This window comes from Ensifer sp. EB106-05-01-XG146 (genome assembly GCF_058791875.1).
Genome location: NZ_JBYTDX010000003.1, coordinates 431,423 through 445,259, shown reverse-complemented (window position 1 = coordinate 445,259; position 13,837 = coordinate 431,423). Strand labels below are relative to the sequence as shown.

Genomic DNA, 13,837 nt, shown 5'->3' with positions numbered 1-13,837 from the left:
GGGCCGACGCGGCCACTTGTTCGCCGGCTTGTCGCAAGAACACGCGATCAATAGGTGCAGCACATCCCTCCTCTGCGTCTTTGTCACGTGTTGCGGCTTGAAGAAGCCGGGCACGTCAGCATGCGCCTGTCGTGCCGATTGCAACAGGCGTATGCTTCCAAACGGGGCCATCGTGGCCGAAAATCTCAGGCCGCAAAGATAACCGCGTTGCACTTTGCAACTAGTGAGGAACCTTCTGCTCAATGGCCGAAAAACACATTCATCGCCGCCTCGCCGCTATCGTCGTCGCGGACGTTGTTGGCTACTCCCGATTGATGGAGGAGGATGAAATCGCCACGCTCGCAGCGCTGAAGGAGCGTCGGACGACAATCCTCCAGCCTATCGTAGGTGCGCATGGCGGCCGCATCGTCAAATTGATGGGTGACGGTGTTCTCATTGAGTTTCCAAGCGCGGTCAATGCCTTGGCCGGAGCGATTGAGTTGCAGCGGAAGATGCAGGCCGCCAATGCTGCCTTGCCCGAGACGCGCCATGTCGTCTTGCGCATCGGAATCAATCTCGGCGATGTCCTGATAGATGGCAGCGACCTGTATGGCGATGGCGTCAACATCGCCGCCCGGCTACAAAGCCTTGCCGACCCAGGCGCCATCTACCTGTCCGCGGCGATCCACGACCAAGTCAAGCGGAAGCTCGCGCTCAGCTTCGATGATCTCGGCCCGAAATCCCTGAAAAATATCGCCGAGGAAGTTCATGTATATCGTGTGCTCTACGACCCCGCAGCCTTGAAGGTCTACGGACAAGATACAGAGTTGTCTCTGCCTGCGCGGCCGTCCCTCGCCGTGCTACCGTTCACCAACTTCAGCGGTCAGCCCGAACAGGACGTGTTCACGGATGGTTTGACAGAAGACCTGATCACCGACCTTTCCAGAAATCCCGGCTTGTTCGTCATTGCCCGGCATTCGACGTTTGCTTACAAGGGAAAATCACCTGACGTTCGAGCAGTCGCACGCGAACTGGGTGTTCGCTACATCTTGGAAGGCAGCGCTCGTCGCGCCGGCGGTCGCGTGCGCATCAACGTCCAACTCATCGATGCCGCTTGCGGCGATCACATCTGGGCTGAACGTTTCGACCGAAATCTCGAAGACATTTTCGGTCTCCAGGACGAAGTCACAGACAAGATTGTCGAGGCCCTCGTTGGACGCTTGGCGCGACCACCGTCACGCAAACGTCCGAAGAGCTTGGAAGCATATGATCTTTGTGTCAGGGGGCGAATTCTGATCTCAGCGTTCAACAGTTCCCCAGAAGCGCTGCGCGAGGCCAAGATACTCTTGAACCACGCAGTCTCCATCGATGCCGAGTATGGAGAGGCATTTCGTTGTCTGGCTTTTGTTTATTGGCAATTATGGGCGCAAGGCATCGAACCCACCCAAGAGAACCGCTCAAGGGCCTTTGAGCTAGCTCACAAAGCAGTTGCGTTGGACGAAGGCGATGCTGCCAGTCACTGGTTCGTCGGATATCTATGGGCTTACGAAAAACGCTGGTCCGAATCTGATCAAGCCTTCGCAACCACCTTTACGCTGGAACCAAACAATGCAGATGCCCTAGCCATCCGTTCAGAACTTGTGGCCTTCGCTGGGCGCGGATCGGAAGCGGTCGAACTGGCCCAAAGGGCGCTTCGGCTCAACCCGCACCCGCCAGGCTGGTACTATTGGCAACTTGGATTCGCCCATTACGCTGCTTGCCAATATGAAGAAGCCGTCAAGATCTTGCGCATGGAGGCGATTTACCGCAGCCCCTCACGCCGCATACTGGCGGCCAGCCTTGCCCAACTCGGTCGCACAGACGAGGCAATGCGGGAAGCAGCACTTTTCATGGCAATGGCTCCGAAATTCACCATCTCCCACTGGGCCGCGGCCCAACCTGCTCGCGATCCACAAACAGTCCAGCGCTTTATCGAAGGCTATCGCATGGCCGGATTGCCAGAGTGAAGAAAGCCGAGGTTTCGCGGCGGATCGAGCGGCAAACACCGAACGTCGAGCATTACCAGGAGGAAGACCGGTGCGCGCGAGATTTGCGGTCGCCTGATCGAACGTGCGCCGCCTAGGCACAACGCTCTCGAGCCATGAGAGCGCGTCCGCAGCAGGTAACGTTAGTCAGACTATCTTGGCCGGTGCCAATAGCTTGGCTTGCTCCGGCCGCGCTGAGGTGGTCCAGCATTGCTTGCACGAGAGGTTGGGACGCGGGACGGTTGGATCGACCGTCCTAAACGCTTGCTCGTAGCCGCAGGAAATTCAGCCTCGCGCCGGTGGTAAGCTGGGAATCCGGACATGCGATGATTAGGGCTGGATCTCTCGTGCCATATGACAATGGCGCTAACTCAATCCTTTTCCCGCGGTGCCAGGGCTTCGTTTCTCGGTGACTTGAAATTTGTCATAACTTTCAACGTTGCGAACGTGACGATCGATAGAACGATGGCGGTATCGTAGGATCCGAGCCCCACGGCGACGCCGATTGCGCCGGTCGCCCAGATGCTCGCCGCCGTGGCGGTCCCGCGAGTGCCGAGCTTGCCGACAAGGATTGCGCCGCCACCGATGAAACCGACACCGTTGATCAGACCTTCAACCACGCGCGCGGTGGCCTCGGCGTTGCCAAGTATGACCGTCTCTGCAGCCTGTATAAACCCACATGCGGCGATGGCGACCAACGGAAATGTGCGAAGACCAGCGCTTCGTTCGTTTTGTTCGCGATCCCAGCCGATCGGCAGAGCAAGGATGTAGGCCACCATCAAAGCTGCCAGATGCGGAAAAATGTCGAGTTTCACACCAACAGATAAAAGCCAATCCGTCACACGTACTTCCCCTTAAATGTCGCAGCCGATCAATTGAAGCGCCGACGAGAATGGCCTGCGCAACGGCTGTTTTCGCCAGGTCTCGACCTGAGGTTCAATTGCCGTGGCGGCGGATAACGCCAGCAGCGCGTCTGGAATTATGAGGCGATCAGCGGAAAGACGTTTTCCTGCCCGTTGAAAAGATGAGCGATCGCGCCAAGCCGCCGCATCACCGATTTCATGAGGTAATCTCAGGCGACAAAGATGACAGGCCACGTCGGCCCGCCAATACCTACATCCGCACTTTGGCGTTTTCGCCCATGTCCGGTTGGGCGCTGGTGACGGCTGCCGCTACCATCTTGATGTAGCTGATCACAGTGCCGGGACTGTCCCAGTATTCTGCCGAGCTTGGCGTAACTTTGAGAATGCGAATGGAGGGATCGTCGGGGCTGTCCCACCATGCCTTGGCAGGAGTTGACCAGAGATCCCGGATCTTCTCGCGGTCATTCTGTACCTCGGCTACGCCCGAAATCGACACATACTTTTGCTTCTTCGTGTCGGCGAAAGCCAGGCAGACATTTGGATGGCGCGCGACCTCGTCATCTTTGTGGCTCTTGACGTCGGTCAAGAAATACAGGGCGTTCTCAACCCGCTCGATGTAGGCCGACATTGGCCTGGCCTTAAGGTCCGCGCCGGATTGAGTGGTGAGCATGCAGAACCCGATCTTTTCGGCAAGGTCCCAGACCTCGCCGTTGTCGTCCTCGATGTAAGTCATACGCTTTTCTCCTTTGAGCCAAAGAAAACGACGGCTCTGGAATGACAATCCACGAAACCGGCTCACCTTGCCGGAGCGACAACTGCAGAGGTTGCGCCGCGGCCAGCCGCGCCATTTTAAAGGGCGCGGCCGCCCCTTGGCGATTAGGCCGCCTTGGATCGCTTCGATGTTTTGTTGATCGACGTCACGGCGAGGTTGGTGAGCTTGTTGTTCGTAGCCTTCTCCTGGTCGAGAATCTCGCTCAGAAGTTTGTGCGCCTCATCATGACCAAGATCCTTGGCCCACTCACGAAGAGAGCCATAGCGCGCGATCTCGTAGTGCTCGACAGCTTGGCAAGCGGCCAGTAGTCCGGCATCGAGAGCTGTTCCTTCGGCCTCTTTCATCAAACCGTCGGCCTCCTTGATCAGCCCTTCGATGGCATCGCATTTTTCACCAGACGCCGTCTTGCCGATCGACTTGAAAACCTGCTCCAATTTCTTGATTTGGTCTTTGGTTTCCGAGAGGTGTTCTTCGGCCGCTTTTTTCAGTTCAGCGCTGTTGGCTGCCTTAGCAACCTTTGGAAGTGCCTTGGTGATGGCGTTCTCAGCGAAATAGATATCCTGCAGTGTATGCTCGAAAATTTCAGCCAGCGATTTCAATGGTTCTCTCCTTGGCAGGTGAATGCAGGAGAGAAAGCATTTTACGGAGGAATCGTTCCACTTCTCGTCGCCAAACCATACCATCCGTACGATCGGCACATTTAATCGCGGCGGGCGATCAGACGCCTCGACACCTACAAACTTGAAAAGAAGCACTGATGATGAGGGCTCACGCACGACCCTTTCAGAGCGCAAACCGCCGGGATCGTTCATGAGACGATGGGGTAGCGCAATTCGCTCACCTGGTCGGTAGGATAAATTCATGCCTTGGAGAACACTACGAACTCGGCGTGAAGAGTTGAGTTGTTCGCACCCGCAAAGACCAGAACACTGGAAGCAATTAAGAACATCTCAAATCTTCGCAGCATCGGGAACAAGCATGGCTGTGCCCCGTTTTGTCGTAAACCCGCTGTAGGCCAACGACATCGCACGCAGGCCTGACCATGGATCGTTTCTTTGCAAGGTTCGCCACCGCAACCGCACACGCAACAGGCAGCCCGCTTGCCTTCATCGTCTGTGTGATCACGGTTCTTGCTTGGGCACTGTCGGGCCCCTTCTTTGGCTTCTCCGAGACGTGGCAACTAGTGATAAACACGGGAACAACGATCGTCACGTTCCTCATGGTGTTTCTCATTCAAAATACCCAAAATCGAGATGGGGCGGCGCTGCAGGCCAAACTCGACGAAATCATATTGTTTACGGATGCCGAAAACGAATTCGTCGGTATCGAGAAACTGACGGACAAGGAGCTACAGGAGCTGCATGCTCGATGCGAGAAGGCTGCCCAGCGCTCGCATGCAATGCTTCAGAGCGCCCATGCCGAACGAAACGCAAGAGAAAATCGGTCGAAGCCGGCCTTCAATCGAGAGGATATCGAGAATCCGTCTCAAGCAAGCACCTCGGGTCGTTGATAAATGTGGCCCAGTGTCGGACGCCGACAGGCGCGAGTTGTTCTCCATGATCCATGGCGGTCGTAGATGTTCATCCAAGCGACCATTGCGAACGCGATAGCTATCGTGCGGAGGGCAGTAAATTAGGGTTTGTTGATCATTATCCCGAAGCCGCCATCATCGTCTGAAAGGAACTCTAAGGAATACCGATCACGACTATCTCGTTCGTTGTCAAAGGGGCAGAGGACGGCTTCTCAGTCCCGCAATATGCAGCCGTCTTCAGCTGCGAGCTAGACGGCCTCAAGGCCACCGAACCGGAACGAACGAAAATCTACTACCTGAATTGAGCAATCAGATGAAAACGTTAGCGATCACCACGGCCGCCATCCTGATGAGCGCTGCATCCAGCTTTGCGCAGTGCAAAGCGAAAGTCGGCACCACAGTCAGCATCGTCAGTGCTCGAAACAGAACACAACGTGCATCACTCTAACCCCGGTCTTCCGGGGTTTTTTCGTAGCAGCCAACCCGTTATAAGGTTTTGGCAAAGACTTATAACATTGACAAGGCCGCGCATCGTTATAAGGTCTTGGCAGCGACTTATAACAGCGGTGAGATGAGCCAAGATGACTTGATCAGCAGAAGGAAACGAAGCTTCGACCAAGTGATGGCCGAACTTGTCGCCGAGAGGGCCGGCGCACTCGATAAGGAAACACCAATGATGAAAGAGATCGACATCAGCTATCGGACGATGTTCGCGGAGCTGGCGCAACGGACGCTCGATGCTCAATTCGTGGCGGACTTCCCCTTGGAGGGATGGTTCGTGAGCGTGACCGTCAAAGATCGCAATTACTGGTATTTTGATCTCCCTACCCCCGAGGGCAAAGACAAGCGAAGCTACGTCGGTCCCGCGAGCGACGAAGCGATCACGGAGCGGGTGAAGGCCCACAAGGAAATCAAGGACAAAATCCGGGAGCGGAGGCGCATGGTGAGCACGCTGCGCCGCGCTGGCCTCCCCGGCCCCGATCAGTTTGCGGGCGACGTCACGAAAGCCCTAGCCGACGCCGGATTGTTTCGGTTGCGGGCCGTGCTTATCGGGTCAGTCGCATTCAGCACCTATGCGGGGATGCTAGGCGTCCGCCTTCCCTCGGCGGTTATGCAGACAGGCGACGCGGACTTCGCGCAGGACTTCGCAATCTCGGCTGGGGTCCAAGACAGCCTGCCGCCTATCCTCGAAATCCTCAAGTCGGTCGATCCCGACTTCCGAGCGGTTCCGCACCAGGCTGACAAAGCCAAGGTGGTGGCCTTCCAGAACGCCAAGGGTTATCGGGTGGAGTTCCCGACTGGAAACCGAGGATCGGACGAATATACTGGCAAGCCGTCGCCCATGCCCGCCCTCGGCGGCGCGTCGGCGGAAAACCTCCGGTTCTTGGACTATCTCATCTACGAGCCCGTCCGGACGGTGCTTCTCTTCCGCGAGGGCGTGAACGTCCTTGTCCCCGCTCCCGAGAGGTATGCCGTCCACAAGCTGATCGTGTCTTCGCGTAGGCTGACGGACACGCTAGGACGCGTGAAGGCGGACAAAGACCTGTCGCAGGCCGCCTTGCTCTTCGAAGCGCTTGTGGAGACGCGCCACGGGGACGAACTGGCCGATGCGTGGGAGGAAGCATGGGAACGTGGAGATGCGTGGAAAGAGGGCATTGTCAGCGGCCTATCGAGACTGCCCAAGAACGGAGTGAAAGCCCTCGAAAAGGTTCTCGGTTGTCTGTCGTACGAAACCGCGCCCGCATGCGTCGGCGGCCTTGAGAGGTTCTCGAGGCCCTACTCCCGCTTCCCAAAGCTCTTTCCTCTCGATCTCGCAGCAGACCGAGGCACAGCCGGCGATCCGGCAGATGCTTGTCCTCGCCGTTCACGACTTGCTGGCTGACCTTCAGGACGACTTCCGACGGCTTGCCGCAACGCTGGCGAGGGCCGGGGTCGTAAGGGCTAAGGTTCGCGTTCATCTGTCGATCACCTTTTCAGCAGGCTTTCCACCACCTCGGGTTGCTTGAGTTGCGAGATTACGTCGGGAAGACGAACAGTCCCTGGAGGCGCGGTCCAAGAAACACGCTTTTTCCATGCTCACCAGGACGTCGCCTATCCAATCCCCGGGCAAATCGTCGTCACCGCAAAGAGGCATTTTTGCTTTTTGACGGAAATGAGCCAAGCCGAAACATCGGAATTTCTGCCACTGGTCCAACGCATTAGACGTGAGCAGGAGCGCCAACTGGGTATCGAGCACGTGTATTACATCTACAATGAAGACACGACACACCACTTCCATCTTTGGATGGTGCCGCGCTACCCATGGATGGCACGTTTTGGAAAATCGATCGAGGCGGTGCGACCCGCCTTGCGCCACGCGCGTGAGCAAATGAGTTCTGAACACCACTTGGCCGCAGTAGCAGAAGCGGCCGCAAAGCTGAGGGAAAGCTTGGCCCGAGAGGTGGAAGGTGACTGACAAAGCGAACGACGCGCAGTTAGCCCCAACCGACGTGCGCCGTCCTTGGGCGGTCGTCAAGTTAGTCCCTTGGGATCAGAAACAGACGCCGACCTCACTCAACCAATCCCGATGGACACTGTGACCGGTATTTAAGGCCTGAAACGACCGCTTCGGTCGCACGCGAAGCCCTTCCGCCACGTCATCGCTCCCAACCAAAATCCCGCACGTTTCCTAGATCGTCCGCAATCCAAGGATGTTTCTAATTCAGATATAGACAACCCCAGGTGCAGATGATTATATCTTTGAAGGTTGTATTCTTCGTTTTCTCTACTAATAGGAGCATTCTTTGGAAGATGCAAGTTTAATCATCAAGATCATATTGGGGTTCAGCGTGATAATAGCGGCGGTTCTGGTTCTCTTGATGCTAGCCCCTGCTTAAGCCCCTTCCCCAACGAATAGCGGCGTCGAAACCAAAATCCGACAACTTAAAAGCCGAGTTTCAGGTCAGGGTCCGCCGTTCCGCGGATTTTGCGAAAGGCAGACCCGAAATCGTCGTCGAGTGCGGAGACCTCGCATCGCGCTGCAGACAACGCGAACAACCGATTGACGCCTAGGTGAAGATATCGATAAAACGCCCCATCGAATTTGCTCGCTAGCTTTGGTTATAGCGCAATTGGCTTCGCGCTCTGAACGAACCTTCCTTTCAAAATCGCTATCAGGCCTCAAGTTTCGCGCGGAGGCTCCCAGTATCCTACGGAAGGGCTCGTCATGATTGCCGGCACAGTCAAATGCTCCAGATAAGGCCTTGGCGTCATCCAATATGCAACGGCGGCGTCGGCCGGTCTGCCGCTATTCCGCCGGCGAACGCGCTGCTATGAGCGATCACGTCGAAGGCCGAAACATGATTTCGAAGGCGAGCGAGATCTCGGCCCAAAATCCCAGTTTGCCTGTTGCGTCCATAGCAATGTCTCAAGGCGACTATGTCACACAATCAACTAGGAAGACGCCTTGAAGAATTCCAGAGTCAGCCCGCTTTCCGGCCACGGCGCGGCAGCAACCGTCGACCGTGAAAAAGCCTGGCTAAAGATCCTGTCCACCTATCGACAGCCGCATATCGGCCGCAGCACCTTCGAGCTGACGGCGACCCTTGTGCCATTTGTTCTGCTGTGGGCAGGAGCTTGGGTCTGTTTGCACTTCGAGTACCGGCTCGGCGTGGTCCTTATCGTCCCTGTTGCGGCGGGATTTCTCCTGCGCTTGTTCATGCTGCAACATGACTGCGGACATGGTTCGTTTTTCGGGCGGCGCAGCCTGGATGACTGGACGGGCCGAATGATCAGCGTTTTGACACTAACGCCTTATGACTACTGGCGCCGCGCCCATGCCGTACACCATGCTTCGGCAGGCAACCTCGACGAGCGAGGTGTCGGTGACATCACCACGCTTACCGTTGCCGAATACGACGCCCTCACGCCAGGAGGACGGGTTCGTTACCGCCTCTACCGGCATCCGCTCGTGATGTTCGGCATCGGTCCCGCCTGGCTCTTCCTGTTCAAGCAAAGGTTGCCGTTCGGAATGATGCGCTCTGGCGCTCTTCCGTGGGTTTCCACCATGGCAACGAATGTGGCGATTGCCGCACTCTCGGGCATTCTTATCTGGGCAGTGGGTGTCGCACCGTTCCTCCTGATCCATCTGCCGATCGTCCTTCTTGCTGGGGCTGCAGGTGTCTGGTTGTTTTATGTCCAGCACCAGTTCGAAGACACGCACTGGTCAAGGCCACCCGAGTGGACGTTCCAATACGCGGCCATGCATGGCGCCTCGCACTACGATCTGCCGCAGCCCTTGCGCTGGATCACCGGCAATATCGGCATGCACCATCTCCATCACCTGTCGAGCCGAGTTCCCTTCTACAGGCTTCCTGAGGTCATACGTGATCATCCTGAACTGGGAGATATGGGCCGCATCACCATCAGGCAAAGCCTGGGCTTGGTGAAGCTCGTCCTTTGGGACGAGGCCTCCCACCGACTGATATCATTTCGAGAAGCAGACGCGCGCGAAACTGTGGCACGATCGGCTTTGCCGACACCTGCTTGAGCGCACCAGGCGCCGGCCGCGGCACGCGGCCAGCCCCCGTTCTTCCCCGGCTTGACCCGTCAAAAGAGCCGCTCGCCAAGAGGTTCAGCGTAGCGCCCGCCAGCGTCCAGGAACGTTATCCAACTAGCCGCTCCGGTCGCTTTCATCGCACCATCGTCGCGCCCAGGCTCCATCGCCTGCTTGCAACGGGTCGACCTCACGGTTTTTTTGCTGATCGACAAAGCAAGACCGCTCGAAATGTTAATTTGGACAGCTCCGTCTAGCTGCACAGCGTATTGCGGCAGCACGCCTGCAGTTTAGAGAACCGTTTTCACCAAGCGCGGATCACTTTAACAATCGCACAATGCTCCTCGGCGCCGTACCCCGCGTCTGTAGCGTTGCGAAAGAGATCAGAGGCAAAGGCGGGAAACGCGGTGTTGATGTTCAAATCATCCGCTATCTCGACGAGCCGCGTGATATCCACGCCGACCGACCTGATGGTGCTTTGGGGATCAGCAAATCGGTTTCCTTCGATGGCTCGACCCATGTGGCGCAGGTCGTCCGCAAACATCGGTGACAGGCTAGCTATTGTTTCGCCAAATTCCGCGACATCCATTCCTTCCGCAGCACACATCGCCGCCCCGTGGCTGAAGCCAATCCAGTGCCCGGCAAAATAGGCAAGAGCCGCATTAAAGAGAACCTTTGCGCGGCTTATATCGTTTCCAACGTGAGTAAGATTTGGAGCGAGCAGCCTTAAGCTCGCTTCGAGCGAGGTGAAGACACTTTCTCGTCCGGCGATAACGATCGAGGCCTCAGGTCCACCGATCTGACTTGGCCAGGCAGAAATCGCGCCGTCAAGATAGCTTCCTCCGCGGTTCGCCACCCATTCTTCAAGCTGACGCGCTTGCTTCGGCGTGCCCGACGTGAGTTGCACGACGGTCTTTCCTTGGAGCAAGTCTGTCGCGCATGCGTCGAGGACCATCGAGGTTGCCGCGTAGTCTGACAGGCAGACGATAAGTGTGCTGCTGGCGGCAATAGCAGCGGACGGCGTTTCCGCCCTCGACGCGCCGAGGTGTTCCAAGGCCTCTGCCTTGCCTGGAGTTCGGTTCCAGACTGTAACGCTCCTTCCCGAAGTTATAAGCGCTTTGGCGAGCGCGCTGCCCATGCGCCCCAGCCCGATGACAGCTACTTCACTCATCACTTCACCCTTGACCGGTTAGTTACACTATGTAACTTACATATTGTAACTTTAGGTGCAAGGGGCAACCGTGAAGCTCAAGAAAGATATGCGTCGCGAACAAATGCTTGATGTCGCGATGCAAATTGTCCGGGATCAGGGCGCGGATGAACTGACGCTCGGGACCTTGGCTGCAAAAGCAGGGGTCAGTCGTCCGATCGCTTACGGACACTTTTCTACCCGGTCCGGACTTTTGCTGGCACTGTTCAAGCGGCTGGAGGAAAACTATGTCCACCGTCTCCGCTCCGCGCTTTGCGAAGCGCCAAAGGAGCTCACCGCCGTAGCTGACATTATCAGCAAAGCATACTTCAATTGCCTTGCCGATTTTGGCCCAGAAGGTCTCGCAATATCCGCGGCGCTCAAAGGGACAGAAGAGATGGCCGCGCAGCAACGGCTCATGATTCGCGCATACATAGATTTGATGTGTAATGCCCTTCGGCCATTCTCAGAGCTGGAAGTTGGCCATATCCATCCTGTGTGCGTCGGTCTGTTAGGTGCAGCGGAGGCGCTTGCTTCCGAAACGCAAACCGGCGCGATATCTGAGCGGGTCGCCACGGCCGTTCTGGCGGCGCTCATCATCAAAGGGGTCGCAAGTGAGCCGAGCAAGGTTGGGTGAATTTTACCCATGAGGCTTGAAGCCTCAATATCCTAAACCGGCTGGCCGACGCAGGATGCATCGTCAGGCGTCAGCAGTCTTTCGCAGCCGCTACGGTCATACGGCCGATTGATGCACGACGGCTCGTATCATCCACCGAACCACCCGCGATTGCCCTCTACAGAAACGCTGCTTCGTCTATCAGCGAGCGGGTGCTGCGGCACAACAATCGACGCGGAAAGGCCAGCGTCAATAACGACTAAGCGAAGCCCCGCGCGACAGGTCGGCTGTGCACTTTTACGATGGAGCGCATGGCCCGTTGTGCATTTCCAAGGAAACCGCCCTCGCGACAGTACCCACCTTGTCCCTTGGTGTTTCTCCTTGGCCGTTGGTCCGAGGAGCATATTTCAGGTTTCACGCCAAGCACCCGGGAGTATGCTGACAACAGACAATTCGTACTTGCCAATCAGCAAGCAACCTCTCGGCGTTTTCGAAGGGCTGCCTCCAAGGAGGTGCACAATGAGAGCCGCGCCATCATCCATTTATCTGATTATTCTTGCGACAATCTCAGTCGGAGTCGTCCGAACGGACGCTCACCAGGCAAAGACCGGCTGGACCTATCCTCTGGCGTGCTGCAAGGCCCATGAGGCAGGTGGCGATTGTGCTGCCATCCCCGCGCCCGACATTTTGCGAGGGGCTCGTGGTTTTTCCGTTTTCTTGCATGCTGGCGACCACCACATGGCAAGACGACCGCACGTGTTCTTTATCCCCTATGGCGATGAGATCCCCTCGGGCGATGGGCAGTATCATATTTGCCTTCATCCGACGGAAGACGACGTGAACTGTTTCTTTGCCCCACCTGACAGCAGCTAATGCGAATACGCCACCCCGGAGTTCAACCGCTCGAGGTCGCCCGCGTCCGTCATTCGCGGGCGCGATATCGAGGCGGTCCTCGCTGCCGTGACCGTAACCGAAACATCGATCCGAGGTTTCGGCAAATAAAGCGCAAGTCTCGCAACCTCATAGCTCGTGCGACGATCAAGGTAGCTGCTGAAGTTGACTTCGTACCAGCAAGACCCAGGCTCATCACACGACGCGAACAATTCCACCTGAAGTCACGCAACGGGATCTTTGATTGCGGTCCTTGCTAGTGATTCTTGATTAATTGCACCCCATCGCAGAACGCAATATTTTATTGCGTCGATGAGACGGGACGTCCACGGCCAGCGCTGCCGAACAGTTTCGGGTTCCGCACCAATCCCAGATGCCGTTCGACGACACGATCCACGAGGAGACGAGCGATGGGCACAACGACACCGAACAACATCATGCAGGTCGGCATGGGGTTCTGGGCGTCCAAGGCCCTGCTCAGTGCGGTTGAACTCGGCGTCTTCACCGAGCTTGCGACTGGCCCGGCCGAACTGCCGGATCTGCAGGCCAGGCTGAAACTGCATCCCCGCTCGGCCCGCGACTTTCTCGACACCCTGGTCGCGCTGAAGCTGCTCGAACGCGAGGACGGCCGCTATCGTAATGCCCCTGACACGGACCTCTTCCTCGATAAGGCGAAGCCATCCTATATCGGCGGCATCCTCGAAATGGCCAATGCCCGGCTCTACGGTTTCTGGGGTTCGCTGACCGAAGCCCTGCACACCGGAGAACCACAGAACGAAGCCAAGCACAGCGAAGATTTCTTCGCCGCGATCTATGCGGAACCGGCACGGCTGCGCGGGTTCCTCGAGGCGATGAGCGGGATCAGCGCCGGCGCGGCGCAGGCGATCGCCGCCAGGTTCGACTGGTCGAAATACACGACCTTCGCCGATGTGGGCGCGGCGCAGGGGATGGTGCCGGTGGTGATCGCGCGAGCGCATCCGCATCTCAAGGCCATCGGCTTCGATCTGCCCGCCGTGCAGCCGATATTCGACGACTTCGTCGCCCGGCAGGGCCTTACCGACCGCATCACCTTCCAAAGCGGCAACTTCTTCGACGGCCCAATGCCCAATGCGGACGTGATCGTGATGGGGCACATCCTGCACGACTGGGATCTTGCCGAAAAAAGGAAGCTCTTGGAAAAAGCGTTCGCTGCGCTGCCGAAAGGCGGAGCCGTGATCGTCTACGACGCCGTCATTGACGACGAGCGCCGCTTGAACGCCTTCGGCCTGTTGATGAGCCTGAACATGCTGATCGAGACCCGCGGCGGTTTCGATTATACCGGCGCCGACTGCCAAGCCTGGATGCGCGACGCCGGTTTTGTGTCCACGCGCGTCGAGCCGTTGCTGGGGCCGGACTCGATGGTGATCGGCTTCAAGCCCGGTTGATCGGAAACCAAACC

The 13,837-nt window shown here is 57.3% G+C and carries 11 protein-coding genes; 7 read left to right on the top strand and 4 right to left on the bottom strand.

Translation table 11 applies throughout. From position 1 onward, the window contains the following. Positions 1-242 precede the first annotated feature (242 nt). Positions 243-1,985: an adenylate/guanylate cyclase domain-containing protein gene (locus AC3WVQ_RS30805; protein WP_060519021.1), complete on the top strand. Its 1,743-nt coding sequence runs from the start codon at positions 243-245 to the stop codon at positions 1,983-1,985. Positions 1,986-2,374: 389 nt separating this feature from the next. Here AC3WVQ_RS30805 and AC3WVQ_RS30800 read toward each other — a convergent pair whose 3' ends face one another. From AC3WVQ_RS30800 to AC3WVQ_RS30790, 3 genes are all read right to left on the bottom strand, one after another. Beyond that, positions 2,375-2,782 (bottom strand): MgtC/SapB family protein, encoded by a 408-nt coding sequence (locus AC3WVQ_RS30800; RefSeq protein WP_210333294.1) that lies wholly within the window; start codon positions 2,780-2,782, stop codon positions 2,375-2,377. Positions 2,783-3,116: 334 nt separating this feature from the next. Continuing rightward, positions 3,117-3,599, bottom strand: a complete 483-nt coding sequence (locus AC3WVQ_RS30795; RefSeq protein WP_060607934.1) for a pyridoxamine 5'-phosphate oxidase family protein — start codon at positions 3,597-3,599, stop codon at positions 3,117-3,119. A 143-nt stretch (positions 3,600-3,742) separates the two neighbouring features. Next, a complete protein-coding gene (locus tag AC3WVQ_RS30790; protein ID WP_034799916.1) occupies positions 3,743-4,237 on the bottom strand; it encodes a YciE/YciF ferroxidase family protein in 495 nt (164 codons plus the stop codon). 443 nt (positions 4,238-4,680) lie between these two features. On the opposite strand from AC3WVQ_RS30790, the gene AC3WVQ_RS30785 reads away from it, so the two are divergent. From AC3WVQ_RS30785 to AC3WVQ_RS30770, 4 genes are all read left to right on the top strand, one after another. After that, a complete protein-coding gene (locus AC3WVQ_RS30785) occupies positions 4,681-5,148 on the top strand; it encodes a low affinity iron permease family protein (protein WP_060519015.1) in 468 nt (155 codons plus the stop codon). A 694-nt stretch (positions 5,149-5,842) separates the two neighbouring features. Next, positions 5,843-7,051 (top strand): nucleotidyltransferase family protein, encoded by a 1,209-nt coding sequence (locus AC3WVQ_RS30780; protein ID WP_246810447.1) that lies wholly within the window; start codon positions 5,843-5,845, stop codon positions 7,049-7,051. Between the two features lie 270 nt (positions 7,052-7,321). Beyond that, positions 7,322-7,624, top strand: a complete 303-nt coding sequence (locus AC3WVQ_RS30775; RefSeq protein ID WP_210339520.1) for an HIT family protein — start codon at positions 7,322-7,324, stop codon at positions 7,622-7,624. Positions 7,625-8,614: 990 nt separating this feature from the next. Beyond that, positions 8,615-9,697 (top strand): fatty acid desaturase, encoded by a 1,083-nt coding sequence (locus AC3WVQ_RS30770; protein ID WP_192445499.1) that lies wholly within the window; start codon positions 8,615-8,617, stop codon positions 9,695-9,697. 310 nt (positions 9,698-10,007) lie between these two features. Here AC3WVQ_RS30770 and AC3WVQ_RS30765 read toward each other — a convergent pair whose 3' ends face one another. Beyond that, positions 10,008-10,874 carry an NAD(P)-dependent oxidoreductase gene (locus AC3WVQ_RS30765; protein WP_089045067.1) on the bottom strand — a complete coding sequence of 289 codons (867 nt, stop codon included), beginning with the start codon at positions 10,872-10,874 and terminating at the stop codon, positions 10,008-10,010. A gap of 70 nt (positions 10,875-10,944) precedes the next feature. Between AC3WVQ_RS30765 and AC3WVQ_RS30760 the strand changes: the two genes are divergently transcribed. Both AC3WVQ_RS30760 and AC3WVQ_RS30755 read left to right on the top strand, forming a co-directional pair. Further along, on the top strand, positions 10,945-11,529 hold the full coding sequence (locus AC3WVQ_RS30760) for a TetR/AcrR family transcriptional regulator (RefSeq protein ID WP_234852818.1): 585 nt from the start codon (positions 10,945-10,947) through the stop codon (positions 11,527-11,529). A 1,280-nt stretch (positions 11,530-12,809) separates the two neighbouring features. Further along, positions 12,810-13,823 (top strand): methyltransferase, encoded by a 1,014-nt coding sequence (locus AC3WVQ_RS30755; protein WP_034803348.1) that lies wholly within the window; start codon positions 12,810-12,812, stop codon positions 13,821-13,823. Positions 13,824-13,837 lie beyond the last annotated feature (14 nt).

Excerpts from the sequence above, each read along its gene's own strand:
- AC3WVQ_RS30805 (WP_060519021.1), top strand. The coding sequence starts at position 243 with ATGGCCGAAAAACACATTCATCGCCGCCTCGCCGCTATCGTCGTCGCG.
- AC3WVQ_RS30800 (WP_210333294.1), bottom strand. The coding sequence starts at position 2,782 with ATGGTGGCCTACATCCTTGCTCTGCCGATCGGCTGGGATCGCGAACAA.
- AC3WVQ_RS30795 (WP_060607934.1), bottom strand. The coding sequence starts at position 3,599 with ATGACTTACATCGAGGACGACAACGGCGAGGTCTGGGACCTTGCCGAA.
- AC3WVQ_RS30785 (WP_060519015.1), top strand. The coding sequence starts at position 4,681 with ATGGATCGTTTCTTTGCAAGGTTCGCCACCGCAACCGCACACGCAACA.
- AC3WVQ_RS30780 (WP_246810447.1), top strand. The coding sequence starts at position 5,843 with ATGATGAAAGAGATCGACATCAGCTATCGGACGATGTTCGCGGAGCTG.
- AC3WVQ_RS30775 (WP_210339520.1), top strand. The coding sequence starts at position 7,322 with ATGAGCCAAGCCGAAACATCGGAATTTCTGCCACTGGTCCAACGCATT.
- AC3WVQ_RS30765 (WP_089045067.1), bottom strand. The coding sequence starts at position 10,874 with ATGAGTGAAGTAGCTGTCATCGGGCTGGGGCGCATGGGCAGCGCGCTC.
- AC3WVQ_RS30755 (WP_034803348.1), top strand. The coding sequence starts at position 12,810 with ATGGGCACAACGACACCGAACAACATCATGCAGGTCGGCATGGGGTTC.